Below are 25184 nucleotides of genomic sequence, written 5' to 3'. Positions count from 1 at the left end.
GTGGTTTGAGTAGTTTAGCGGGCGTTTGGATTGACTCTAGACCGTAGGTCAGGGGGGCGCTATGCGGGGAATGAAAGGTCGGAGGATTAGGCAAGTATTCGACAGGATTGCGATAGGGGAGGCGGGCATATGCGCGTAAGCGTCAATCGGTGGACGTTCGATCTACCAAGCTTCGTGGTTGCTCTGGTCAGCACAGTAGCTGTAACTTCGTCCTAGTTAGCGAGGATATTTCATTGAACGACTCTGAACATCTGAAAGAACTTTGCGCCCGTTTTAACGCTGGAGAACAGCTGAGTTATACGTTTTTCTGGGGGCACCAACGCAGCAAAACGGCCGTCACCGCTTCGTGCTTCAGCCAATGGTTCGAGGCTGGGTTCATTGTCGAGGGGGAACATTACCCTACAGCCGAACACTTCATGATGGCCGAGAAAGCGGCCTTGTTCGACGATCAGGAAATCCGTGCGCAGGTGCTCCGCGCCCCTACACCTAATGCCGCCAAAGCACTTGGCCGCAACGTGCGCGGATTCAATGACAAGGTTTGGCTGCAACACCGATACGACATCGTCGTTCGAGCGAACCAGGCCAAGTTCTCTCAGAATCCACCGTTGAACGAATACCTTCTACAAACCGGTTCGCGGGTTATTGTCGAAGCCAGCCCGGTTGATAGCATCTGGGGTATAGGGCTCGCACAGGACAATGCGGATGTGAACAATCCGAATCTGTGGAAGGGGTTGAATTTGCTGGGGTTTGCGCTGATGCAGGTGCGGGACGGGACAAGTCTGCCAGCCCCAAGGTAGTGCCCTGAGCTTACTCAAGGAAAACGCAAAAGCCCTGGTGTACGCCAGGGCTTGTTGCATGCGGCCTTATCTAAGACAGCGCGTTAATCAATAAAAGCTGAGTCGCCCCAATTTTCGTCTATACCTTCGAGCGGGAGCTTCTGGCTGGTAGCTGCCTGCCGCGTCGGACAGCAACCGGCCAGAAGCGGTTACTACCCAAACCACAGTCTCAATGCTCCGCCAAATAGCGATTTGGCGCGTCGCATTTAAGGAGCAAGTCAAACACCCACTGCCCGCAAGAATTGCAGCGCCAATTGCTGCCTGAAAACGCCAGCCCCGCCTGTATTCACGCCGCACATAGGTTCTGAGACCTTGGGTTGAATTTTGCGCACGAGGTAACCTCGTAACTGTGGTCTGGTTAACTAGCCCCAGTGGCAACCATCTGGTAGTAGCTAAGGTAAATTTGCCCGGTCTGCGCAGCATGTCTTTTTTTCCGGAGCAGCAAGCTTACGAAGTCGATCCGCTCTTCCAAGATGGCCATCAAGTCACCCCCATCAACCAGCAATATCGAGGCTCCTCCGGCCTGATGTGCGGCAACGCCTTCTGAAGAGAAGCCGTTGATGGAGAGGAAGATCCCCAAGGTGTTTTCCAGCTTGGTTCTCACCTTATCGGTGAAGATGGCCAGGTCAGCCTTGTTGACTGGTTCCTTTTGCCACTTGGCTTCGAACAGATACTCGGTTCCCTCCAAGGAAAAGGCCCCGTCGATCTGTTCACCGAGATTCTTAAACGAAGCTTTAGGGTCAAGGTCGAAAAGTTCGAACACCTCATACATGACGCGCTCCAGTTCGAAGCCACGGGCCTGTGCACTATCAGAGCCAATCAGAGCCAGATAACGGGTGTTGATCGCTTGGAGCTTCTGCCGTACGGCAGCGTTTTCGCGAAGCTTCTTCGCGGCGTCTTCCTGCCTGCGCCTGATTTCATCTTGCTCTTTTTTGACGTCTTGGTGCGGCTCAACTAACGATTTGAGCTGGTTGACGGCACTTTTGGCTTTCACCACCTTTTGGGCACCATCTTCCAAGCGCTGGAGGTGTGAAAAGTCAGTCAATTTGCAAAGTTCGTAACAAATTTTTGTCAAATCACCGAGATGGGTGTCGGGATTCGCACACAAAAAATCGACAACGTCGGAGGCGATTTGGCGTTTGTAATTTTCCCAGTTAAAACGGGGGAGGATGGCTGGAGTGGAGAGACAAAGCTGTAGAAAACCGCGCAGCTCAGATTTATACCAGTACACCGAGCACAGGGCTTCTTTGAGCGCCATGACTCCTGCGGGGGAAAGCTGCTTGGCCATGTAATTCACCAGATATGTGGGTCATATGCGCCTCCCACGGCGGCGGTAGCCCGTGTGATGCATCTACCATGCGTAGCTGAACGCGGTTCGTTATAGCAGTTAATGCAGATAACCACCCTACCACTACCGCGCTCGGAACAAGCCTATGACATAGTATGCTCACAACGTCTGACTTAAGTGTGCTAGTTCGAATCCACGGCCCGCACACGACAGGAAATTGAACCATGGATGATTTTGAAAAAAGTGCAAGTGAACGGTGGCTATATGCGAATGCACCGGGGTTTAGGGAGCTACCTGATCAAGATCGCCGGGCCATTTTCGACTTCTCCTTTCTCTGGAGCCTTTTCGAAGCGCAGGTCATGGACAACTTTGCCCAGGCACGAACCATCTCAGATCGGGTCAACGGCTGGGTCGCTGAAAACAGGATTTACCCTGAGGTGTATGAAGAAGCACTAGCCTACTTCAGGAACCGTTACTCCCTGAATGGTGAAACAACTGATCACTATGATTACCTAAACCTTCGTAGAACGGACTACCCCGAGTTGGTAAGCCGCGTCATCAATGGCAAAAGTGACGACCCCGGCGAAAGCATGTTATGCATCCTGATGATCGTCTGGCGGCTTAGAAATAACCTTTTCCACGGATCAAAGTGGGCATACCAAATTCGTGGTCAGCTAGAAAACTTCACGCACGCCAATGCTGTACTTATGAAAATACTGGAGCGGTACGGAAGGGGCTGACAACACCAGCCCACAGGCTAGGTTCATGGCTTTGCCTCGGTCAAATAGTCCAAGGCATGTGAGAGTGCTCACTGTAGGTGTTGCATACTACAGGCCGCTTGGGTCGACTACTGAATCGCCCATGGTTTCGTGGACATTTCCTACTGGCTGCTTATGGCCGAATGCTGCCTATCGCCCATTTGGGCTGCACCCTTCACGATCATGATTGGGCGGGCGAAGCAACCTTGCAGACGCCATGCTTACTGGTGGAGAAGATTCAACCAGGGAAATTTTTCCCAGGTTGGCGTTCGTGCCTCTGCTACTGTCAGCGCAAACTCGCATGGATGAACGTTGATGGATACCCAAAACTCGGCGCTGCTCAAAGACCTTCTGTCCACCAGGCGAAGTGTCAGATCCTTCAGTGAAGAGCCGCTGAGCCTGCCCGTTCTGGAGACGTTCCTTTATGCGGGACAGGGGTGTACTTCTGGGGACGGAAGGCGAACCGCGCCATCGGCACACGCTTTGCACCCACTTGTATTGAGGGTGGTTGTGCGTCAAGTGGAAGGCCTCGCCCCTGGGGTATACACATACGATTGCCAGGCAGGAAAGCTCTCACGTGTTGCAGGTCCGATCGCAAATGGATCGTTGAACTCAGCGGCTTTGGGCGATGAAAAGTGGTTGGAAGACGCACCTGCCGTCATCGCGATCGTCGCTAAACGAGGGCTCGCAATAGATCATTTTTCGGCTCAACAGGCAGACGGTCTAAGGGGCGGGCGCTACGTTGATTTCGAAGCTGGAGCATCCGCTCAAAATATGTATTTGGCGGTCACCGCAGCGGGTCTTGGCGGTGTAGTCGTGATGGGTTTTGACGACATTAAGATGAAGCAAGCCTTGGGTCTTGAACGGGCCCTTTTTCCGATCGCCCTTTTCTGCGTAGGGAATCCTCTCAAATAGAGCTTTGGCGCGAGAGGTTGTTGCCTCCAGTATCGATCATGGGCGTTGTAGTGAATGACCGCATATGGCCGAAACCGGCCCTTTAATTCCCATACCGGTCTACCATGGCCCCCCGGCAGTGGTTCCACGCGCTACCGACCTCAATCTCAAGGTATCGCCCATGACCTCGTTCACCCGCACCACCCCATCCCGCATCTCATCCGAGGCATCCCAATGAGTATCGACCAAATCAGCCTCCCAAAAGGCGTAGGTCCTCAGGCCATCAAGCTCCTCGACGCCATCACCGGTGCTGACACCAAAGAAGACCTGAACCGCGCAGGCGGCAAGGCCGAAGGTTTTGTATTGGGTCTGGAAAGCGCCAAAGCCATCAAAAGCCAAATCGCCGAGTCGCTGTATGTGGCATACGACGACGCGGCGAGTAATCGGTTGGGTGAGTTGAAGGGCTAGTCCTGCAGGACCGCGTTGGGTTCTACGCCCGAGGTGTTTCGCGGTCCATCAGTTTGCCGATCAGCAGTACGCTCAATTCGCTCAGTTGGTGTATGGCCAATGCCACGTCGCGGTCTTTGCCGGTCAGTTCGTCGGACAGGTCGAGCAGCAGGGCGCTGACGGAGGAAACGGTTTCGTAGCTGTTGGCGATCAGGATCTCGCTGCTGACGCCGGAGGTGACGCTGAAGAGGGCGGTTGTCTCTAGGACTGTCTCGGCATCGGTGCCGGGATTGAGGTAGTGATCAATGGCGCGCTGGGCAGCCTGGTGGAGTTTTAGATCCGGCTTGTTTGGCGGATTCGGCGTTATCTTGAACATATAAGTATTCCTGAGTCGGGCCGCCACCTCGTCGCTACTAAACGATAGGGTGGCAGCTGTGCGCAGGTTAGTAGACCGGTGAATACTTAAAGCCGGCGCGCCCGAGGGCGCCCTACGCACAGCCACCATCAAGCACAGACAGGACGTCTGGAAGATGAGGTTCATGCACGTAAGTATTCAAAGCAGGGCTACTAAACCCGATCACTGAGTTTTCAGCGACCGAGCAACCTTAGAGATGGCCACCCAGGTGCACAAGCCGGCGGATTCTGACGCAAGCGTAGGCAAAGGAGCAAGGTGCTACGGCCTACGCAAATTCTCCTTTATCCCGAAAATGGAAGCACCAGCCGGTACGCCCTCAACCCCAAATCACTCAACCCCTCCAGGCTCTCGCCCTGGCCAGGCATGAGCAGGCTGATCCCCAGATAATGCTCTAGGTGCAGGGTGAGGGTCTGGCCTTCGACGCACAAATCCCAATAGCGCTGATCCAGCCCGTCGGCCTTTACGGTCCATTCGCCTTTCAAACCGTGCTCCAGCACTTCGGCGATGGCCGCGAACAATTGCCAGTCAGACGTTTCCGAAATCTGTATTTCCATAAGGGATCATCGATAGGGTGAAAAGGCGTGTTTCGCCGTGAGATGCTTGTCATAGAATGTGACAGAACCTGCGCAGCTTTCAAAGGAATGAGCCCCTGGCAAGCCGCGCCCCACCGCACGGAAGCCTGTTTATGAAAATCCCCCACTGGATTGCCCTGTTCCTGGGCTGCCTGTTACCGCAACTGTGCACGGCCAACACCCCGCACATCGACCCCCACGCCGAGAGCCTCTATCAGCAGGCTGTGCCGTACCTAAAACAAGCAGATGCCAAGCTGGAAGCGGTGCCTGCGAACTTTCCCACCGCCAGCGCAGACGAGAAAAAGCGTACCCAAGTGCTGGTGGAGGAGGCAGGCGAGTTGCTCAAGCCGGCGATCAAGCTACTTGAACAAGCTGCCGCGCTGGACCACCCGGTGGCCCAGCATCGCCTCGCGATGATCTACGTGATGTTCTACCCGGTCGACGAGATCAAGGAAAAGGCCTGCCCGTTGTTCCAAAGCAGCTTCCTACAAGGCTTTGCACCACCGGCACTGCAGCTTTCATCCTTTTGCTTTGAATTTACGGACACGCCTGAATTCCAGACAACGCTGAAGGCCATCGCGACCGGCGCGCCCGCGTATGAGCAATATTTTCCGCAGCCTGCGGTGAAGCTTGAATGCAGGGCCGAGATGCCTCAGGGCATGGCGTTGCAGTGGGGCAGCAGTCGGGATTATCAGGCTGAAATGTACCGGCTGCTGGGGGACAGTAACCGTGCGCAGCGTGCGGAGTATTACCAGCGGGCGATCGCGATCAATGATTGCTACAAGGCGAAAAAGCGCTTGGGGTTAAGTCAGTAAAAATTTCGGACTTTTGCCGCTGCCTGGCGTCCAACCCTGAAACCGCCGTCAAGGCTTTCATCTCCAGGCAGCTGCTCTCAGCTAAGGACCGATTATGGTGACGTTGTTTATTTTTCTTCTGGCCTGCGGTGCTGCGGCGAGCACCGGCATTATCTTCAAACCGGGCGACTGGTACGCCACCCTGGTCAAACCCAGCTTCACGCCTCCCAACTGGCTGTTCCCGGTCGCCTGGACCATCATCTACCTGCTGCTGGCTTGGGCCGGCTACCGCCTGGCCCTGATCCCCGGCAGCGAAATCGTGCTGGCTCTATGGGCTGCGCAGATCGCACTCAACACCCTGTGGACGCCGGTGTTCTTCGGCGCCCACCGGATTTTCGCCGGGATGGTGATCATCACGCTGCTGTGGCTGGTGGTCGCCGCCATGGTGTTGCTGACGGTGCGGCTGGATTTGATCACCGGGCTGATCCTGTTCCCGTACCTGGTGTGGCTAAGCGTTGCGGCTGCGTTGAATTTCTCCATCCTGCGCAATAACCGCTGAGCCTGGCGGCGTGGGCAGAGGGCGGAAACATCATTGCCATGATGCCCACGCACACTGGCCAAGGTGAACATCTCGTTTAGAGATAGAGGAAATACAGATTGGGAACTCATACGCTGTGGCCTGCTGAAGAACATGAACTGGCGCAAATGCAGCGCTTCAACCAAAGGCTCGCGTGGTTACCGCGTTTTCGCATCCGCAACCGCGTGACGCCCCGGGTGATCCAGGCGCTGTTGCGCTCCGGCCAGATGGTGGCCGGCAACAAGTTGCTCAAGCATGGCCTTCAGGCAGAAAGCCGGCGGGTGGGCTCTGTGCCGGTGCGCATCATCCGGCCGAAGGGCAAGGCCAAGGGCGTGGTGCTGGATATCCATGGCGGCGGCTGGGTGATCGGCAATGCACAGATGAATGACGACCTCAACGTGGCCATGGTCAACGCGTGCGACGTGGCGGTGGTGTCGGTGGATTATCGACTGGCGGTGAACACGCCGGTGGAAGGGATTCTGGAAGACTGCTTGGCTGCGGCGCGCTGGTTGCTCGCGGACTGTGAGGAGTTTGCTGGCCTGCCGGTGATCGTCGTCGGCGAGTCTGCCGGTGGGCATCTGGCAGCGGCGACGTTGCTGGCGCTGAAGCAATGGCCCGAGTTGCTGGCGCGGGTGAGCGGGACGGTGCTGTATTACGGCGTCTACGATTTGACCGGCACACCGAGTGTGCGCACGGCGGGGCGGGAAACGCTGTTGCTGGACGGGCCGGGCATGGTAGAAGCGCTGCGCTTGCTGACGCCGGGCTTAAGTGATGAGCAGCGTCGGCAGCCGTCGTTGTCACCGTTGTATGGCGACCTTGCGGGGCTGCCGCCGGCACTGATGTTTGTGGGGGATCTGGACCCGCTGCTGGACGACACGCTGCAGATGGCGGAGCGATGGGCGGGGTCTGAGGTGTATCTGTTACCGCAGGCGGCTCATGGGTTTATTCATTTTCCGACGGCGATGTCGGGCAGGGTGCTGGCTTACAGCCGTGAGTGGATCACGGGTCGTTTACGCTCGGTTAGTTGATATCGGATTTTTACAACAAGGCCACATGGAAAGATGAGCATAAGAAAAACATTCATCGCGTCGCTGGGGATTTTATCGCTGGTTCAAACGTCACTGTCCTTTGCGGACAACGTTAACGGGAAAAACATTTATCTGCAGCGATGCGCCATGTGCCACGGTGCGGATATCAAAGGCACGGGGCCCTTGGCGAATAAAAGCAATCCGCCTACGCCTGACCTGACAACGACTACTTTCAAAAAACGCTTGAGTGATTATCCGGGCGTTATCGTGTCGTCCGTCATTCTTCGTCCAAATGGCGACCTGATTCCCAGAACGTTGCGGGAGAACGGTGTGAAGCTGTCGCCGTTCACCTGGAAAGTTCAGGACTTCCGCGACTTGAATCAGTACATGAGTGGTGTGATTTCAAAAAGCCGATGATGCTGCTCGTTCCCACGCTCCGCGTGGGAATGCATCCCGTGACGCTCCGCGTCACCAACAGCGGGACGCAGAGCGTCCCCGGCGGCATTCCCACGCGGAGCGTGGGAACGATCAGTCAGCAACCGCTCAATGCCACTTGCGGGCGCTCACCTGCAAAGAAGAACGGCCGCAACCGCACGCCCACGCTGTTGCCGATAAACGCCGCCACCAACCACACCCAGCCATGCAGGCTACCCGACGCAATCCCGCTGAAGTACGCGCCGATATTGCAGCCGTACGCCAGTCGCGAGCCGTAACCCAGCAGCAACCCACCGATCACCGCGGCGAACAGCGAGCGTGCCGGAATCTTCAGGCTTGGGGCAAAGCGCCCGGCCAATCCCGCAGCCAACAGCGCACCAAGGATGATGCCGATGTCCATCACGCTGGTAATGTCTTCCCATACCGGCGCTGCCAGGGCCTTGGCGTTGCCCGGCATTTGCCAGAACACCCAGCTACCCACGTCCACGCCCAACCCGCTGGCGACCTTGGCGCCCCACAGCGCGAACGCGGAAGTGATGCCCCACGGCCGCCCGGCCAGTGCCAGGGTGGCGTAGTTGAGCAGGGCCAAGCCAATTGCGCCCCACACCAATGGCCACGGCCCGCGCAGGAAGCGGCGCAGGCCCTGGTGTTCGCTGGTGACGCCGGCTTCGAGCTGCCCGTGACGGCCTTTTTCCAGGCGCACGGTGACTGCCGCGATGATCCCGAACACCGCCAGGCTCAGCAGCAAGGCCGGCACCACGCCGAAGCTTTTGACGATGGAAACCGCCGGGAACGAAGGCAGCGAGAACCACCAGTCGACGTGGTGAGTCGCGATCAACGAACCGCAGATAAAGAAGAACAAGGTCACCAGCATGCGCGCATTACCGCCGCCCACGGTGAACAGGGTGCCGGACGCACAGCCGCCGCCCAGCTGCATGCCGATGCCGAAGATGAATGCCCCGAACACCACCGACACCCCGGCCGGCGCCACCAGCCCGACCACGGGTTGGCCGAACAAGGTGCCGGCTCCCAGCGCGGGGAAGAACAGCAGCACGGCAATCGCCAGCATCACCATCTGTGCACGCAAGCCCGCGCCACGTCGGTCGGTGATGAACACCCGCCAGGCCGAGGTGAAGCCGAAAGCGGCGTGGTACAGCGTCAGGCCCAGTGCGGCGCCGACCACCAGCAACAGCACTTGGCGCGAGCCGACGCTGTTTTGCAGGAAGATGGCGCCGAACAGCAGAATGACAAACGCCAGCAGGGGCGCGAGCGGCTTGCGCGCAGGGGTTGTAGAGAGGGAAAGGCTCATCGGGTATCTCGGTTCGTAGGCCGTGGGTTAAAGGCGAGGGTGCCGAGTATAAACCGCGCACCCTTCCACTGGCGTCTCGAATCCTCCAATGAGGGGTATTAGCCGAGGCGAACTGACAGCTCGACGTCGTCACCGATCGGCACCGACAGGTAGCCGTTTGCCGGCGAGCGCACCCGGGCCAGGTAGTCGGGGCAGTAGTTGGTGTTGTCGGCGATGATCAACGCGCCGGGCTTGAGACGGCTTTCCACCAGGTTCAGTACATCGCCATACAAGGCTTTGGCGCCGTCGAGCAGCAGCAGGTCGACGCTGTCGGGCAGGCCGCTGGCCAGTGTGACCAGGGCATCACCTTGGCGGATCTCCACGAGGTCGCTTACGCCGCCTTGTTCCAGGTGTTGCCGCGCCAGGGCGATCTTCGTGGGCTCGAACTCGCTGCTGATCAGCGCGCCGCCGCCGTTGTCCCGCAGGGCGGCCGCCAGGTGCAGGGTGGACAGGCCGAACGAGGTGCCGAACTCGACAATGGCCCGGGCTTTGGTGCTGCGGGCCAGCATGTAGAGCAGGGTGCCGGTGTCGCGGGAGACCGGTAGCCACAGGTCTTTCAGCATCCCGTAGAGTTCCAGGTAGTCGGTTTTGCTGCGCATCAGGCGATCACGCTCTTCAGGCGTCACGTTGTTGAGGACGGGGCTCGTGACGGCATCGGCTTGTGTGTACAAGCGTTCAATCAGAGCCGCCATTGGGGCCGAGGTAAGCGTATTCATGGGGAGGTCCTGTTGCAGGTTGAGCGCCGTGAGGCACCGGGCTAGTATGCGAATGATTCGTCGCATTTAAAGTATGCGAACAATTCGTCACATTCGCTATTCGCATTCAAACCGCAGCAGGCACGCCCCATGACCGACCGCCAGACCTCGCAGATTTCCTCACGCAAAGAGCCCAAACAGGCGCGATCCACCGAGTTGGTGTCGGCCATTCTCGAAGCGGCTATTCAGGTTTTGGCCAAGGAAGGTGCCAGCCGTTTCACCACCGCTCGGGTTGCGGAGAAGGCGGGCGTGAGTGTGGGCTCGGTGTACCAATACTTCCCTAACAAGGCGGCGATCCTGTTCCGGTTGCAGACCGATGAATGGCAGCAAACCTCGCAAATGCTCAGCCGGATTCTGGAAGACGTAAGCCAGCCGCCCCTTGAGCGGCTGCGGGCGTTGGTGCATGCGTTTATTCGTTCGGAGTGTGAGGAGGCGCAGATGCGGGTCGCCTTGAGCGACGCGGCACCGCTTTATCGAGATGCGCCCGAAGCCCATGAGGTTCGGGCGGGAGGGCAACAGGTCTTCCAGACGTTCATGCTGGAACTGCTGCCGCAGGTGCCTGAGACGACCCGCGACCTGGCGTGCGACTTGATCGTCACCACCTTCAGTTCGGTGGGCAAGGAATTCTCGGGAAGCCCGCGCACCGAGGCGCAAATTACTGCCTACGCGGACGCGATGGCGGATATGTTCGGAGCGTATGTGACGGTGCTTAACCAGACAGCACGATGACCCGCTGTACGGGCCATCGTTTGCAGTGCTTGCCTTAGCGGCGGTTCAGCCAAACGGTCTGCGCATTGCAGAATTCCCGCACACCAAAGTGCGACAACTCCCGCCCGAATCCACTCTTCTTCACACCCCCAAACGAGACCCGAGGGTCGGACACGCTGTAGGCGTTGATAAAGATCCCGCCGGTTTCCAGCTGGTTGGCGATGTGGCGCGCCTTTTCCGGGTCGGTGGTGAACACGCTGGCGGTCAGGCCGAATTCACTGTCGTTGGCCAGGGCCACGGCGTGGTCGGCATCGCGTGCGGTGATGATGGAGGCGACCGGCCCGAACAGTTCCTGTTTGAACGAGGTCATCTGGTCGGTGACGTTGGCCAGCACGGTGGGTGCGTAGAAGTTGCCTGCGCCTTCGACTTTATGGCCGCCCAGCAGCAAGGTGGCGCCTTCGGCCAGAGTGGCCTGGACCTGGCCGTCGAGTTCGTCCCGCAGGTCGAAGCGAGCCATCGGGCCGATGTAGGTTTCGCTGGCGGTCGGGTCGCCCATCACCAGGTTGCGGCTGGCTTCGAGGAATTTGGCGGTGAAGGCTTCCACCACGCCTGCCTCGATGATCAGGCGCTTGGCAGCGGCGCACACCTGGCCGGAGTTCTGGAAGCGGCCGATCAGGGCGGCTTGCACCGCTTCGTCGAGGTTGGCGTCGTTGAGTACGATAAACGGGTCGGAGCCGCCCAGCTCCAGTACGCATTTCTTCAGCGCGGCACCGGCCTGGGAACCGATGGCCATGCCGGCACGCACGCTGCCGGTGAGGGTGACGGCGGCGATACGTGGGTCGGCGATGGCTTTGGACACACCGTCCTGGGTGACGTTGATCACTTCGAACAGGCCATCGGCGAAGCCGGCGCGCTGGAAGGCTTGCTTCATCAGGTAAGCGCTGCCCATCACGTTAGGCGCGTGTTTGAGCACGTAGGTGTTGCCGCTGAGCATGGTCGGCACGGCGCCGCGCAGCACTTGCCACACCGGGAAGTTCCACGGCATCACGGCGAGGATCGGGCCCAGCGGGCGGTATTCGATTTGCGCGGTGCCGTTGTCCACCAGGGTGGCTTCCGGGGCGAGCATGGCCGGGCCGTGGGCGGCGTACCACTCGGCCAACTGGGCGCATTTCTCGATTTCGCCACGGGCCTGGGCGATGGGTTTGCCCATTTCCAGGGTGATCATCTGAGCCATCTCTTCGGCCTGGTCCCGCAGGGTGCTCGCCAGGGCCAGCAGCAACTCGGCGCGCTGGGCGACGGGGGTAGTGCGGCCGTTGCGGAAGGCGTTGATCGAGCGGGTGAGGGCGGCGTCCAACTGCGCCTCGGTTTCGTACGGGTAGCTGGCGACCGTTTCACCGTTGGCGGGGTTGATCGACAAGGCGTGGGTCTGGGAAGAAATGGGGTTCATGGCACCGTCCTGCGCAGTGAATGGGATGGAGGCCAGCGTACGGGGCTGTATCTTTTTCGGAAACTGAATAATATTAAGCAATACGTTCACGTTTGGAGAATGACTTGGATCTGGTCCAGCTGGAAATTTTCAAAGCCGTTGCCGAGCAAGGCAGCATCAGCGCCGCCGCGCAGTTGATCCATCGCGTGCCGTCAAACCTGACCACGCGGATCAAGCAGTTGGAGCAGGACTTGGGCGTGGATTTGTTTATTCGCGAAAAGAGCCGATTGCGGTTGTCACCGGCCGGGTGGAATTTCCTCGGTTATGCGCGGCGGATTCTTGACCTGGTGCAGGAAGCCCGGGCGACGGTGGCGGGGGAGGAGCCTCAGGGCGCGTTTGCTTTGGGTTCGCTGGAGAGCACGGCGGCGGTGCGCATCCCTGCGGTGTTGGCGGCGTATAACCAGAAGCACGCCAAGGTTGAGCTGGACCTGACCACCGGGCCATCCGGGACCATGATCGAAGGCGTGTTGTCGGGGCGGTTGGCGGCGGCGTTTGTCGATGGGCCGGTGCTGCACGCGACCCTGGAAGGCGTGGCGGTGTTTGAAGAGGAGATGGTGGTGATTGCGCCGCTGCATCACGCGCCGATCACCCGGGGGCAGGATGTGAGTGGCGAGAGCATCTACACATTTCGCTCGAACTGTTCGTACCGGCACCACTTTGAGCGCTGGTTTTCACAGGATGGCGCGGTGCCGGGGAAGATCTTCGAGATGGAGTCTTATCACGGGATGCTGGCGTGTGTGAGTGCCGGTGCGGGATTGGCGCTGATGCCGAGGAGCATGCTGGAGAGCATGCCGGGGTTCAGGACGGTGAGTGTGTGGCCGTTGACGGATACGTTCCGGATTTTGAATACCTGGCTGATCTGGCGCCGGGGCACGGTGTCACAGAGTTTGAACAGTTTTGTGCGGTTGCTGGAGGAGCGCGGCCTGGCCCTGGCATCGTAGCCGTAGCAGCTGTCGAGCCCCAGCGAGGCTGCGTTGGCCGCGCTGCCGCTATCGAGTCATACACTCAAACCGAGTCGCGCCTGACGCAGCCTCGCTGGGGCTCGACAGCTGCTACGGGAAGTTCAACTCAGGGGGTTAACCGCCAGATTGCGGGGTGTTTGCTTGCACCGAGTTGCACAAACCATGGTTGCCGGAAGAGAGTGGACTGAAGGCGGAATAGGTCCCCGGTGGGAGCTGTCGAACTTTAGCGAGGCTGCGATGACGTCGGCACCGTCGACATTGATGGTGCCTGACCCACCGCTATCGCGGCCTCGCTAAAGCTCGACGGCTCCCACATTTGGTTTTGGTCAGTTGCCAAATTGCAGGGTGTCTGCTTGTACCTAGTTGCACCGGCCACAAGAGCGCGGACTGAAGGCGGAATAGGTTCTCTGTGGGAGCTGTCGAGCTTCAGCGAGGCTGCGATGACGTCGGCACAGGCGACAACGATGCTGCCTGACCCACCGCTATCGCGGCCTCGCTCAAGCTCGACGGCTCCCACATTTGGTCTTGGTTGGTCGCCAAATTGCTGGGTGTCTGCTCGCACCGGCCACAAGAGAGCAGACTGAAGGCGCAGTAGATCCCCTGTGGGAGCTGTCGAGCTTTAGCGAGGCTGCGATGACGTCGGCACAGGCGACAACGATGGTGCCTGACCCACCGCTATCGCGGCCTCGCTAAAGCTCGACGGCTCCCACATTTGATCTTTGTCAGCCGCCAAATTGCAGGGTGCCCATGGCCGATTTGGCGATCAGGGCGCCGGTATCCAGTTGCATCAGTCACACAGGTCCCGTGTGGGAGCTGTCGAGCTTTAGCGAGGCTGCGAAGGCGTCGGCACAGTCGATATTGAGGGTGCCTGACCCACCGCAATCGCGGCCTCGCTAAAGCTCGACGGCTCCCACATTGGTCTTGGTCAGCTGCCGAACTGCAGGGTGCCCATGGCCGATTTGGCGATCAGGGCGCCGGTACCCAGTTGCATCAGTCACACAGGCCCCCTGTGGGAGCTGTCGAGCTTTAGCGAGGCTGCGATGACGTCGGCACCGTCGACATTGATGGTGCCTGACCCACCGCTATCGCGGCCTCGCTAAAGCTCGACGGCTCCCACATTTGGCCTTGGTCAGCCGCCGAACTGGAAGGTGCCCATGGCCAGTTTGGCCATCAGGGCGCCGGCGCCCAGTTGCACCAGCCACAAGGCCAAACCGCCGAGGAATACCCCGAGGGCGATTTGCAGTACCAGGCTTTTCTGGCGCTTGACGGGGGGCGGGCGCGGGGTGAAGTGGTCCAGTTCGTCGCGGTCGGCACGCAGGTCCAGGTCGTCGTTTCTCATAGGCTACTCAAGGGAAGGGACTGTCTTGCTGTCAGTCTAGGGGTAGCGGACTGAAAGCAGCGAATTTTTAGGGGGGATGCACTCATCTATTGAAGCAATCTGCTCACCCTGTGGTGAGGGAGCTTGCTCCCGCTGGGGCGCGAAGCGGCCCCCATTCAGGCAGCGCATTCATTCAGAAAGTTCACGGTGGCAGGTTTCAGGGCCGCTGCGCAGCCCAGCGGGAGCAAGCTCCCTCGCCACGTTGGGCGCGTTCGCAGAATGAAAAAGGGGAAGCCACCGGCTTCCCCTTTTTTTGCATCACAACAGGCTTACAGCACCTGAACGATAGCCTTGGTCACAGCATCGATGTTCTTCTGGTTCAACGCCGCCACACAGATGCGGCCAGTGTCCAGCGCATAGATACCAAACTCGCTGCGCAGGCGCGTCACTTGCTCAACGCTCAGGCCGGAGTAGGAGAACATCCCGCGCTGGCGACCGACGAAGCTGAAGTCGTGGCCCGGTGCAGCCTTGGCCAGGTCAGCCACCATCTGCTCGCGCATGCCGCGAATGCGCAGGCGCATTTCGGCCAGTTCGGCTTCCCACTGGGCGCGCAGCTCAGGGTTGTTCAGCACCGCTGCAACGATCGCCGCGCCGTGGGTTGGCGGGTTGGAGTAGTTGGTGCGGATCACGCGCTTGACCTGGGACAGGATGCGCGCGCTTTCTTCCTTGGAGTCGGTAACGATGGACAGGGCGCCCACGCGCTCGCCGTACAGCGAGAACGACTTGGAGAACGAGCTGGACACAAAGAAGGTCAGGCCCGACTCGGCGAACAGGCGCACCGCAGCGGCGTCTTCGTCGATGCCGTCGCCAAAGCCCTGGTAGGCCATGTCGAGGAACGGTACGAGGTTTTTCGCCTTGACCACGTCCAACACTTGTTGCCAGTCGGCCGGGCTCAGGTCGACGCCGGTCGGGTTGTGGCAGCAGGCGTGCAGCACGACGATGGACTGTGGCGGCAGGGCGTTGAGGTCTTCCAGCAGGCCGGCGCGGTTGACGTCGTGGGTGGCGGCGTCGTAGTAGCGATAGGTCTGTACCGGGAAGCCGGCTTTTTCGAACAGCGCCTGGTGGTTTTCCCAGCTCGGGTCGCTGATGGCGACGACGGCGTTGGGCAGCAGTTGCTTGAGGAAGTCTGCGCCGATTTTCAGGGCGCCGGTGCCGCCGACCGCTTGGGCGGTGATGACGCGGCCGGAGCTGATCAGTGGCGATTGGGCGCCGAACAGCAGCTTTTGCACGGCCTGGTCGTAGGCGACAATACCGTCGATCGGCAAGTAGCCACGGGCGGCGTGTTGCGCCACTCGAATGGCTTCCGCTTCGGCAACGGCACGCAAGAGTGGAATCTTCCCCTCCTCGTTGCAGTAAACGCCCACGCCAAGGTTCACCTTGGTGGTTCGGGTATCGGCGTTGAATGCTTCGTTGAGGCCCAGGATTGGATCGCGTGGTGCCATTTCGACAGCGGAGAACAGGCTCATTTTTGCGGCAGCTCTATAGAGAGTGGAGGGACGTGTCGCGCTCCAGCCGAATGCACTAGAGCGGTGCACAAACGGGGAGCTAGTATAGAGGCCATCACGGCTCGCGGCGACAGCCGAAACGGCTTTTCGGCCAAGTTTTTCGGTTTATTTGCCGACCGTTAGTCTTATTGCAACGTTGTCCGGTCATGGCATGTAGCACGATTGCCTTGAAACCCGTGACATTTGCCTCCACTTCTACAGCTATCATGGTTTTTTCCTGCAACCTGCGCCGAACAGTCGCGGGTCGCGGTCTTTTTCGTCCCCGTTGCTTTTTCCGGCCTCGGGGTGACTCAAGAGGTACGTTATGTCGGATTTCCAGCTAGTCACCCGCTTTGAGCCTGCCGGCGATCAACCGGAAGCCATCCGCCTGATGGTCGAAGGCATCGAAGCCGGCCTGGCACACCAGACCTTGCTCGGCGTGACCGGCTCCGGCAAGACCTTCAGCATCGCCAACGTGATCGCCCAGGTGAACCGCCCGACCCTGGTGCTGGCGCCGAACAAGACCCTGGCCGCGCAGTTGTATGGCGAGTTCAAGGCGTTCTTCCCGAACAACGCGGTGGAGTACTTCGTTTCCTACTACGACTACTACCAGCCCGAAGCCTACGTACCGTCGTCCGACACCTTTATCGAGAAAGACGCCTCGATCAACGACCACATCGAGCAGATGCGGCTCTCGGCGACCAAGGCGCTGCTGGAACGCAAAGACGCGATCATCGTCACCACGGTGTCGTGCATCTACGGCCTGGGCAGCCCGGAAACCTATTTGAAGATGGTGCTGCACGTCGACCGCGGCGACAAACTCGACCAGCGCGAACTGCTGCGTCGCCTGACGAGCCTGCAATACACCCGCAACGACATAGACTTCGCCCGGGCGAGCTTCCGCGTGCGCGGCGATGTGATCGACATCTACCCGGCGGAATCCGACCTGGAAGCGATCCGCATCGAGCTGTTCGACGATGAAGTCGAGAGCCTGTCGGCCTTCGACCCGTTGACCGGCGAGGTGATCCGCAAGCTGCCGCGCTTCACCTTCTACCCGAAAAGCCACTACGTGACCCCGCGCGAAACCCTGATGGGCGCCATCGAGGGCATCAAGGCTGAGCTGGTGGAGCGCCTGGAATACCTGCGTTCCAACAACAAACTGGTGGAAGCCCAGCGTCTGGAGCAACGCACCCGCTTCGATCTGGAGATGATTCTCGAGCTGGGCTACTGCAACGGCATCGAAAACTACTCGCGCTACCTCTCTGGCCGTGAATCCGGGCAGGCGCCACCTACCTTGTTCGATTACCTGCCGGACGATGCCTTGCTGGTGATCGACGAGTCCCACGTCAGCGTGCCGCAGGTGGGCGCAATGTACAAAGGTGACCGCTCGCGTAAAGAGACCTTGGTGGAATACGGCTTCCGCCTGCCGTCGGCGCTGGATAACCGGCCGATGCGTTTTGACGAATTCGAAGGCATCAGCCCGCAGACGATTTTTGTCTCGGCCACGCCGGGTAACTACGAGGCCGAACACGCCGGGCGTGTGATTGAGCAACTGGTGCGCCCGACGGGCCTGGTGGACCCGCAAATCGAAATACGCCCGGCCCTGACTCAGGTGGACGACTTGCTCTCGGAAATCACCAAGCGCGTGGCCCTGGAAGAGCGGGTGCTGGTCACCACACTGACCAAGCGCATGTCCGAAGACTTGACTGATTACCTGGCCGACCACGGCGTGCGCGTGCGCTATTTGCACTCGGACATCGACACCGTGGAGCGCGTGGAAATCATCCGCGACCTGCGTTTGGGGGCGTTCGATGTGCTGGTGGGGATCAACCTGCTGCGTGAAGGTCTGGATATGCCGGAAGTGTCCCTGGTGGCGATTCTGGATGCCGACAAGGAAGGCTTCCTGCGGTCCGAGCGCTCCTTGATCCAGACCATTGGCCGGGCGGCGCGGAACCTGAATGGCCGGGCGATTCTGTATGCGGACCGGATTACCGGTTCCATGGAGCGCGCGATTGGCGAGACCGAGCGGCGTCGCGACAAGCAGATTGCCTACAACCTGGAACATGGCATCACGCCGAAGGGCGTGTTCAAGGATGTGGCCGACATCATGGAAGGCGCCACCGTGCCGGGCTCGCGCAGCAAGAAGCGCAAGGGCATGGCCAAGGCGGCGGAGGAGAACGCGAAGTACGAAGCGGAATTGCGTTCCCCGAGCGAGATCACCAAGCGTATTCGTCAGTTGGAAGAGAAGATGTACCAGTTGGCGCGGGATCTGGAGTTTGAAGCGGCGGCGCAGATGCGGGATGAGATTGGCAAGTTGCGGGAGCGGTTGCTGGCTGTGTGATTTGTAGCGACTGCCAAGGCCTCTTCGCGAGCAAGCCCGCTCCCACATTTTGACCGCGTTCGCCTGAACAGCTCGGTCAAGTGTGGGAGCGGGCTTGCTCGCGAATGGCGGCGCCTCGGTCTAATGAGATTCCCCAGCCTTGAGCCCCGCCGGCAACGCCTTGGTCAACAAAATCGCCACCATACTGATCCCCAACGCTAACCCTACAAAATGAAACGCATCGTTGTAGGCCATGATCTGCGCCTGCTGATGGGCAATCTCACTCAACTTGCCCAACGCCGCCGTCTCACTGCCAAACGTCTCCGTCAGCCTGGCCATGCGCTCCGCCACCTGCGGATTGGTCGGCACAATCGCCTCGCGCAGATAATCAAAGTAGGTTTTGGTGCGCGCATCCAGCAGCGTTGCCAGCAGCGCAATCCCGATCGCCCCACCCAGGTTTCGCAAAATATTGAACAGACTCGACGCCGACCCCGCGTCCTTCTGCATGATGTATGCCGTGGCAATCAGCGAAATCGTCACCATGATCAGCGGCTGCCCCAACGCGCGGATGATCTGGATGCGGTTGAACTGGTCGCCGGCAAAGTCCGGGTTCAGCACTCCCGATGAAAAGCTCGCCAATCCAAACAACCCGAACCCCAGCGTACACAGCCATTTGGGCGATACGTATTTCATCAGCTTGGGCACCAGCGGAATCAGGAACAGCTGCGGAACCCCCATCCACATGATCACTTCGCCGATCTGCAGGGCGTTGTAGTTCTGGATCTGCGCCAGGTACAGCGGCAACAAATAAATCGAGCCATACAACCCCACGCCCATCCCCAGGCTGGAGATGCTCGACAGCCCGAAATTGCGATTGCCGAGGATCCGCAGGTTGATCAGCGGGTTTGGCTTGGACATCTGCACGATCACGAAGGTGATCAAACTCAACAGGGCGACGGTACCCAGGCTGACAATCAGGTTCGACTCCAGCCAGTCCTTGCGATGGCCTTCCTCAAGAAATACCTGTAAACACCCGAGGCCCACGGCCATGGTGACGATGCCGAGGTAGTCGGTGCTTTTGAGCAGGTCCCAGTTGGAATCCTTTTTCTCCAGGCCGTACAGCAGCCCGGCGATCATGATCAGGCCCGGCGGGATGTTGATGTAGAAGATGTATTCCCAGCCCCAGTTCTCCGTGAGCCAGCCGCCGATGGTCGGGCCGATGGAGGGGGCGAAGGTGGCGGTCATGGCGAACATGGCCATGCCTTTGGCGCGGTGATGTTCGGGCAACTTGATCAGGGTGAGGGTGAACGCCAGCGGGATCAGCGCACCGCCGGTAAAACCCTGCAAGGCGCGGAACACGATCATGCTTTCCAGGCTCCAGGCCATGGAACACATCAGCGAGGCGATCAGGAATCCGCCGGACACCCACACCGCCAGGCGACGCGCCGACAGCAGCTGCACCAGCCAGGCGGTGAGAGGGATCATGATGATTTCGGCCACAAGGTAGGAAGTGGATATCCACGAGCCTTCTTCCAGGGTGGCCGACAGTGCGCCTTGAATGTCCTTGAGGGACGAGTTGGTGATCTGGATGTCGAGCACTGCCATGAAGGCGCCGAGCATCACGCTCATGACCGCGATCCAGTCGCGCCGGGTCGGTTCGCCGACCGGCGGCAGCAGTTGATCACCGGCCATCGTGCGGGTCTTGGATATTCACTTTGACCGTCACCGACATGCCCGGGCGGATTTTGCCCTGCAGCGGGTTGTCGGCGGCGAAGGTCAGTTTGACCGGAATCCGTTGTACGACTTTGGTGAAGTTGCCCGTGGCATTGTCCGGTGGCAGCAGGCTGAACTGCGCGCCGGAGGCGCCGAACAGGTTGGCCACGCGGCCTTCGATCGGGGTATCGCTGTAGGCATCAAACGTCAGTTCGGCCTTTTGCCCGGGCTGCATGTGGCCGATCTGGGTTTCCTTGAAGTTGGCCTGCACCCAGATGTCCTGGTCCGGGACGATCGACAGCAGGTAGGCACCGGCTTGCACATATTGACCGTTGCGCGCGGCACGCTGGCCGATCAGGCCGCTGATGGGCGCGTGGATTTCGCTGCGGGTCAGGTTCAGTTCGGCCTGGGCCAGGTCGGTCTTGGCGTTGGCGATCATTGCGTCGAGGCGCTTGATCTCGGCGTTCAGGGCGTTGACCTGCTGGCGCTGGCCCTGCAGGTCGGCCTGGGCCATGGTCACTTGGGAGCGGGCGATGTGGTTGTCGGCGTCGAGGGTGGTGACCCGTTCTTCCGAGACGTAGCCGGGCTTGCGCAGGGTTTGTGCGCGGTTCAGGTCGATCTGCGAGCGCCCGAGGGTGGCCTGGCTGGAAGAAACCTTGGCTGCACCGGCGGCGATCAGGCTGGCTTGCTGGGTGAGTTTGCTCTGGGCCTGCACGCGCTCGGCTTCGCGCATGGCCAGGGCGGCGTTGGCGCGGTCGACGGCGAGGTGGAAGTCATCGCCTTCGAGCTTGACCAGCAATTGGCCTTTTTCCACGTGTTCGTTATCGCCCACCAGCACCTCGACGATGCGCGCGCCCAGTTGGCTGGAAACCCGGGTGATCTCGCCCTGGACGTAGGCGTTGTCGGTGCTCTCATAAAAGCGGCCCTTGAAGAACCACTGGGCGAAAAAGCCCGCGGCAATCAGGACCACGATCAACAGGAAGATAAACAGGCGGCGTTTGAGCGGGGCAGGCATGGCGATAAGGTCGTCGACAAAAGGTAATGGAATATAGCCAGCGAATGATCTGGCAAATAGCCATGGCGGGACTTGAGACCGGAGCTTGTCTCATATGCCCTTTGTTCGCCTCCCCACGCTGGAGCCCAAGGGCTTGGGGCTGTTACCATTCGCCCCTTGTTTCATTTTCAGTTTTATCGCCAATTCGAGACCCGCCATGACCACCGTCCGCACGCGCATCGCGCCATCGCCTACTGGGGATCCCCACGTAGGTACTGCTTACATCGCCTTGTTCAACTACTGCTTTGCCAAGCAGCATGGCGGTGAATTCATCCTGCGGATCGAAGACACCGATCAACTGCGCTCCACCCGTGAGTCGGAACAGCAGATTTTCGATGCCCTGCGCTGGTTGGGCATTACCTGGGCTGAAGGCCCGGATGTCGGCGGTCCCCACGGCCCGTATCGCCAGAGCGAGCGCAGCGACATCTACAAAAAATACACTCAGCAGTTGGTCGACATGGGCCACGCCTTCCCGTGCTTCTGCACCGCCGAAGAGCTGGACCAGATGCGCGCCGAGCAACAGGCCCGTGGCGAAACCCCGCGCTATGACGGCCGCGCACTGCTGCTGTCGAAGGAAGAAGTGGCCCAGCGCCTGGCCGCCGGCGAGCCGCACGTTATCCGCATGAAGGTGCCGAGCGAAGGCGTGTGCGTGGTGCCGGACATGCTGCGCGGTGACGTCGAGATCCCGTGGGACCGCATGGACATGCAAGTGCTGATGAAGACCGACGGCCTGCCGACGTACTTCCTGGCCAACGTGGTGGACGACCACCTGATGGGCATCACCCACGTACTGCGTGGCGAAGAGTGGCTGCCATCGGCGCCGAAACTGATCCTGCTCTACGAGTACTTCGGCTGGGAACAACCGCAGCTGTGCTACATGCCGCTGCTGCGTAACCCGGACAAGAGCAAACTGTCCAAGCGCAAGAACCCGACTTCGGTGACCTTCTACGAGCGCATGGGCTTTATGCCTGAGGCGATGCTCAACTACCTGGGCCGCATGGGCTGGTCGATGCCGGACGAGCGCGAGAAGTTCTCGTTGCAGGAAATGGTCGATAACTTCGACTTGTCCCGTGTGTCCCTGGGCGGGCCGATCTTCGACATCGAGAAACTGTCGTGGCTCAACGGCCAGTGGCTGCGTGACCTGCCGGTGGAAGAGTTCGCCAGCCGCGTGCAGCAGTGGGCGTTGAACCCCGAGTACATGATGAAGATCGCGCCGCTGGTGCAGGGCAGGGTGGAGACGTTCAGCCAGGTCGCACCGTTGGCGAGCTTCTTCTTTGCCGGTGGCGTGAACCCGGACGTGAAGCTGTTTGAGTCGAAGAAGCTCTCGGCTGACCAGGTTCGCCAGTTGATGCAGTTGATCCTGTGGAAGCTCGAAAGCCTGCGCCAGTGGGAGAAGGATGCAATCACCGCGACTATCCAGGCGGTGGTTGAATCCCTGGAATTGAAACTGCGCGATGCGATGCCGTTGATGTTTGCTGCGATCACCGGGCAGGCGAGTTCGGTGTCGGTACTCGATGCGATGGAAATTCTGGGCCCGGACCTTACCCGTTTCCGTCTGCGACAAGCCCTTGATTTGCTTGGTGGTGTGTCGAAGAAAGAAAACAAGGAATGGGAAAAGCTGCTGGGCGCTATCGCTTAAGCCCGCGGTTGTAATGGCCAAACCCCGGTTTTCCGGGGTTTGCTCGGTAAGTGATTGTTATCTCGGCAAAAAATTTTGAAAATTGTTGAAAATAAATTTGACACGTTTCGAATACGCCATTAAGATTCGCCCCGTCCTCACCGACGAGGGGCTATAGCTCAGCTGGGAGAGCGCTTGCATGGCATGCAAGAGGTCAACGGTTCGATCCCGTTTAGCTCCACCAATTTACAGGTTCAAGGTCTGGCCACACCGTCCTTGAATTCGATCAGACTCAGCCTGATCATGTTGTATAGAAGGTTTGTGTCCCCTTCGTCTAGTGGCCTAGGACACCGCCCTTTCACGGCGGTAACAGGGGTTCGAGTCCCCTAGGGGACGCCAGTTTCAACAAGCAGTTCGAAAGGTCTGCTGCGCCGCGAGGCGAAAAATCCGGGGCTATAGCTCAGCTGGGAGAGCGCTTGCATGGCATGCAAGAGGTCAACGGTTCGATCCCGTTTAGCTCCACCAATTTACAGGTTCGAGGTCTGGCCACACCGTCCTTGAATTCGATCAGTACTCAGCGCTGATCAGTTGTACAGAAGGTTTGTGTCCCCTTCGTCTAGTGGCCTAGGACACCGCCCTTTCACGGCGGTAACAGGGGTTCGAGTCCCCTAGGGGACGCCACGATTACCCGCTCTGCGGGATTTTTAAGGGTCATTCAATTATTGAATGGCCCTTTTGTTTGTCTGGCGTTTGGCCAATCTTCCTTCCTCTTCCTTGAATGTTCTTCTGACCAATGGTCATGCCGGTGGCTTGCGAAATATTATTATGGTAATAATATTCGAAGCATGAGATTCGGAGGCAACGATGAACGATAAAAAAGCGCAAACCCGCGAACGTATTCTGCAAGCTGCCAGCGCTGCCCTGGTGCAGCGTGGCCCGGCCGAGCCGAGTGTGGGCGAAGTGATGGGCGCGGCGGGGCTCACCGTCGGTGGTTTTTACGCGCACTTTGAAAGCAAGGATGCGCTGATGCTGGAGGCCTTCACCGCGTTGTTGGCCCGGCGTCGCGCGTCCATCGATGACATGGACTCGACCTTGACCGGTGAAGAGCGCCGCGCCCTGGTGGCAGCGTTCTACCTGTCGCGCAAGCACCGTGACTCTACCGACCAGGCGTGCCCGATCCCGGCCACCGTGGGCGAGATGAGCCGCCTGCCGGACGAATTTCGCCAGGCCTTGAACGAACACTGCGAGCTGATGGCCGCACAGCTGGCCGCCAGCCCGGAAGACACCGACAAGGCCCTGGCCGACATGGCGTTGATGATCGGCGGCTTGTCGCTGGCTCGCGCCTTGGGCCCGGGTGAGTTGTCGGACCGTGTGTTGCGTGCGGCCAAGTCCGCAGTGCGTTAAGAACGGCTTCTGGCCTGAGGAATGAGCGATGGGCACGTTGAAATGGATTCGTGGCGTCAATGGCACCTTGGGCCGGCTGGCGCCGCACACCGTTGCCAGCAAGATGCGTCGAGTGTTCATGACGCCTCGTGATCTGCCACCCCGTGACTGGGAGCTGCCGCTGCTGGCGCAATCCGAGCGCATCACTTTGCGTTTCGGCCTGTCGGCGCTGAAGTGGGGCCAAGGCCCTGCAGTGTTGTTGATGCATGGCTGGGAAGGGCGTCCGACGCAGTTCGCCAGCCTGATCACGGCACTGGTGGAGGCGGGCTATTCGGTGGTTGCGCTGGATGGTCCGGCCCACGGGCGTTCGCCGGGGCGCGAAGCCCATGTGCTGCTGTTTGCCCGCGCTATGTTGGAAGCCGCGGCCGAGCTGCCACCGCTGCATGCGGTCGTCGGTCACTCCATGGGCGGCGCCAGTGCGATGCTGGCGGTGCAGTTGGGCTTGCGCACCGAGGCCTTGGTCAGCATCGCGGCACCCTCGCGGTTTCTCGACGTATTGCGCGGCTTTGCCGGCATGGTCGGTCTGCCAGCGCGAGCGCGGTCGGCGTTTATCCAGGAGGTGGAACTGACGATGGGCATGCCCCTCAAGCACCTCGACGTCGCCCACTATCAAATGAATATCCCGGGGCTGATCGTACATGCCGAAGACGATACCTTCGTCTCGGTCAAAGCCTGCCAGGTGATCCACGACGCCTGGTTCGACAGCCGCCTGCTGCGCCTGGAGCAAGGCGGGCACCAAAAGGTGCTGGCAGATCCGCGCGTGATCGAAGGCGTCCTGGCGCTGCTCGCCGGTCGCCACGTGCCGGAGCGCCAAACCGCCTGAACCATGGGTTACACTGCTCGCCGCCGACATTAATCGACCGGGAGCACT

24 protein-coding genes and 4 tRNA genes are annotated in these 25184 nt (G+C 59.7%); 18 read left to right on the top strand and 10 right to left on the bottom strand.

Annotated features, from left to right (window positions below; all coding sequences use genetic code 11):
- The first annotated feature begins 233 nt into the window (after window positions 1–233).
- Entirely contained in the window at window positions 234–797 is a 564-nt protein-coding gene (locus BLU46_RS05415) for an NADAR family protein (RefSeq protein WP_093199485.1), read from the top strand.
- 397 nt (window positions 798–1194) lie between these two features.
- Here BLU46_RS05415 and BLU46_RS05410 read toward each other — a convergent pair whose 3' ends face one another.
- Window positions 1195–2124 carry a hypothetical protein gene (locus tag BLU46_RS05410; RefSeq protein ID WP_093199480.1) on the bottom strand — a complete coding sequence of 310 codons (930 nt, stop codon included), beginning with the start codon at window positions 2122–2124 and terminating at the stop codon, window positions 1195–1197.
- 224 nt (window positions 2125–2348) lie between these two features.
- On the opposite strand from BLU46_RS05410, the gene BLU46_RS05405 reads away from it, so the two are divergent.
- The 3 genes from BLU46_RS05405 (at window position 2349) to BLU46_RS05395 (ending at window position 4244) form a co-directional block, all read left to right on the top strand.
- Window positions 2349–2864 carry a hypothetical protein gene (locus tag BLU46_RS05405; RefSeq protein WP_093199476.1) on the top strand — a complete coding sequence of 172 codons (516 nt, stop codon included), beginning with the start codon at window positions 2349–2351 and terminating at the stop codon, window positions 2862–2864.
- A 333-nt stretch (window positions 2865–3197) separates the two neighbouring features.
- Window positions 3198–3797: a nitroreductase family protein gene (locus BLU46_RS05400; protein ID WP_093199471.1), complete on the top strand. Its 600-nt coding sequence runs from the start codon at window positions 3198–3200 to the stop codon at window positions 3795–3797.
- 213 nt (window positions 3798–4010) lie between these two features.
- A complete protein-coding gene (locus BLU46_RS05395) occupies window positions 4011–4244 on the top strand; it encodes a hypothetical protein (protein WP_003214497.1) in 234 nt (77 codons plus the stop codon).
- Between the two features lie 22 nt (window positions 4245–4266).
- Here the strand turns inward: BLU46_RS05395 and BLU46_RS05390 are convergent, their stop codons facing one another.
- Both BLU46_RS05390 and BLU46_RS05385 read right to left on the bottom strand, forming a co-directional pair.
- Window positions 4267–4599, bottom strand: coding sequence for a DUF6124 family protein (locus BLU46_RS05390; RefSeq protein WP_093199468.1), 333 nt, complete (start codon window positions 4597–4599; stop codon window positions 4267–4269).
- Window positions 4600–4919: 320 nt separating this feature from the next.
- The gene (locus BLU46_RS05385) at window positions 4920–5192 is read right to left on the bottom strand and encodes a DUF3630 family protein (RefSeq protein ID WP_093199463.1); all 273 of its coding nucleotides are present in this window, start codon (window positions 5190–5192) and stop codon (window positions 4920–4922) included.
- A 131-nt stretch (window positions 5193–5323) separates the two neighbouring features.
- On the opposite strand from BLU46_RS05385, the gene BLU46_RS05380 reads away from it, so the two are divergent.
- The 4 genes from BLU46_RS05380 to BLU46_RS05365 all read left to right on the top strand — a co-directional run bounded on the left by BLU46_RS05380 (window position 5324) and on the right by BLU46_RS05365 (window position 8026).
- Entirely contained in the window at window positions 5324–6025 is a 702-nt protein-coding gene (locus BLU46_RS05380; RefSeq protein WP_093199459.1) for a hypothetical protein, read from the top strand.
- 97 nt (window positions 6026–6122) lie between these two features.
- The gene (gene tspO / locus BLU46_RS05375) at window positions 6123–6563 is read left to right on the top strand and encodes a tryptophan-rich sensory protein TspO (protein WP_093210129.1); all 441 of its coding nucleotides are present in this window, start codon (window positions 6123–6125) and stop codon (window positions 6561–6563) included.
- Between the two features lie 146 nt (window positions 6564–6709).
- The gene (locus BLU46_RS05370) at window positions 6710–7609 is read left to right on the top strand and encodes an alpha/beta hydrolase fold domain-containing protein (protein ID WP_093199454.1); all 900 of its coding nucleotides are present in this window, start codon (window positions 6710–6712) and stop codon (window positions 7607–7609) included.
- Between the two features lie 33 nt (window positions 7610–7642).
- The gene (locus BLU46_RS05365) at window positions 7643–8026 is read left to right on the top strand and encodes a c-type cytochrome (protein ID WP_093199451.1); all 384 of its coding nucleotides are present in this window, start codon (window positions 7643–7645) and stop codon (window positions 8024–8026) included.
- A 115-nt stretch (window positions 8027–8141) separates the two neighbouring features.
- Here the strand turns inward: BLU46_RS05365 and BLU46_RS05360 are convergent, their stop codons facing one another.
- Entirely contained in the window at window positions 8142–9353 is a 1212-nt protein-coding gene (locus BLU46_RS05360; protein ID WP_093199447.1) for a YeeE/YedE family protein, read from the bottom strand.
- Window positions 9354–9451: 98 nt separating this feature from the next.
- The gene (locus BLU46_RS05355) at window positions 9452–10108 is read right to left on the bottom strand and encodes an O-methyltransferase (protein WP_093199443.1); all 657 of its coding nucleotides are present in this window, start codon (window positions 10106–10108) and stop codon (window positions 9452–9454) included.
- Window positions 10109–10237: 129 nt separating this feature from the next.
- Between BLU46_RS05355 and BLU46_RS05350 the strand changes: the two genes are divergently transcribed.
- A complete protein-coding gene (locus BLU46_RS05350; protein WP_093199438.1) occupies window positions 10238–10876 on the top strand; it encodes a TetR family transcriptional regulator in 639 nt (212 codons plus the stop codon).
- A gap of 34 nt (window positions 10877–10910) precedes the next feature.
- Here the strand turns inward: BLU46_RS05350 and BLU46_RS05345 are convergent, their stop codons facing one another.
- Entirely contained in the window at window positions 10911–12302 is a 1392-nt protein-coding gene (locus BLU46_RS05345) for an aldehyde dehydrogenase family protein (RefSeq protein ID WP_093199433.1), read from the bottom strand.
- A 104-nt stretch (window positions 12303–12406) separates the two neighbouring features.
- Between BLU46_RS05345 and ptrR the strand changes: the two genes are divergently transcribed.
- Window positions 12407–13282, top strand: coding sequence for a putrescine utilization regulator PtrR (gene ptrR / locus BLU46_RS05340; protein WP_093199429.1), 876 nt, complete (start codon window positions 12407–12409; stop codon window positions 13280–13282).
- A 1150-nt stretch (window positions 13283–14432) separates the two neighbouring features.
- Here ptrR and BLU46_RS05335 read toward each other — a convergent pair.
- Complete coding sequence (locus BLU46_RS05335; RefSeq protein ID WP_093199424.1) at window positions 14433–14642, bottom strand: hypothetical protein; 210 nt, start codon at window positions 14640–14642, stop codon at window positions 14433–14435.
- A gap of 308 nt (window positions 14643–14950) precedes the next feature.
- Entirely contained in the window at window positions 14951–16147 is a 1197-nt protein-coding gene (locus BLU46_RS05330; protein ID WP_003214471.1) for an amino acid aminotransferase, read from the bottom strand.
- A gap of 343 nt (window positions 16148–16490) precedes the next feature.
- Between BLU46_RS05330 and uvrB the strand changes: the two genes are divergently transcribed.
- The gene (uvrB, locus tag BLU46_RS05325) at window positions 16491–18506 is read left to right on the top strand and encodes an excinuclease ABC subunit UvrB (RefSeq protein WP_008438773.1); all 2016 of its coding nucleotides are present in this window, start codon (window positions 16491–16493) and stop codon (window positions 18504–18506) included.
- Between the two features lie 120 nt (window positions 18507–18626).
- Here uvrB and BLU46_RS05320 read toward each other — a convergent pair whose 3' ends face one another.
- Window positions 18627–20177, bottom strand: coding sequence for an MDR family MFS transporter (locus BLU46_RS05320; protein ID WP_063031752.1), 1551 nt, complete (start codon window positions 20175–20177; stop codon window positions 18627–18629).
- A complete protein-coding gene (locus BLU46_RS05315; RefSeq protein ID WP_093199419.1) occupies window positions 20167–21213 on the bottom strand; it encodes an HlyD family secretion protein in 1047 nt (348 codons plus the stop codon). The genes BLU46_RS05320 and BLU46_RS05315 overlap by 11 nt, the downstream gene beginning before the upstream one ends.
- 196 nt (window positions 21214–21409) lie before the next feature.
- Between BLU46_RS05315 and gltX the strand changes: the two genes are divergently transcribed.
- From gltX to BLU46_RS05280, 7 genes are all read left to right on the top strand, one after another.
- Complete coding sequence (gene gltX / locus BLU46_RS05310; RefSeq protein WP_093199413.1) at window positions 21410–22891, top strand: glutamate--tRNA ligase; 1482 nt, start codon at window positions 21410–21412, stop codon at window positions 22889–22891.
- 147 nt (window positions 22892–23038) lie between these two features.
- Window positions 23039–23114: transfer RNA gene (locus BLU46_RS05305), tRNA-Ala, on the top strand.
- A gap of 79 nt (window positions 23115–23193) precedes the next feature.
- Window positions 23194–23269, top strand: a tRNA-Glu gene (locus tag BLU46_RS05300).
- A gap of 50 nt (window positions 23270–23319) precedes the next feature.
- Window positions 23320–23395 (top strand) — tRNA-Ala (locus BLU46_RS05295).
- Window positions 23396–23475: 80 nt separating this feature from the next.
- Window positions 23476–23551: transfer RNA gene (locus BLU46_RS05290), tRNA-Glu, on the top strand.
- A 183-nt stretch (window positions 23552–23734) separates the two neighbouring features.
- A complete protein-coding gene (locus tag BLU46_RS05285; protein WP_093199409.1) occupies window positions 23735–24274 on the top strand; it encodes a TetR/AcrR family transcriptional regulator in 540 nt (179 codons plus the stop codon).
- 28 nt (window positions 24275–24302) lie between these two features.
- Window positions 24303–25136 carry an alpha/beta hydrolase gene (locus tag BLU46_RS05280; protein ID WP_093199405.1) on the top strand — a complete coding sequence of 278 codons (834 nt, stop codon included), beginning with the start codon at window positions 24303–24305 and terminating at the stop codon, window positions 25134–25136.
- Window positions 25137–25184: the final 48 nt, after the last annotated feature.

The organism is Pseudomonas yamanorum (genome assembly GCF_900105735.1).
Lineage (GTDB): Bacteria > Pseudomonadota > Gammaproteobacteria > Pseudomonadales > Pseudomonadaceae > Aquipseudomonas > Aquipseudomonas yamanorum.
This window is presented reverse-complemented; position numbering and strand designations above follow the sequence as displayed.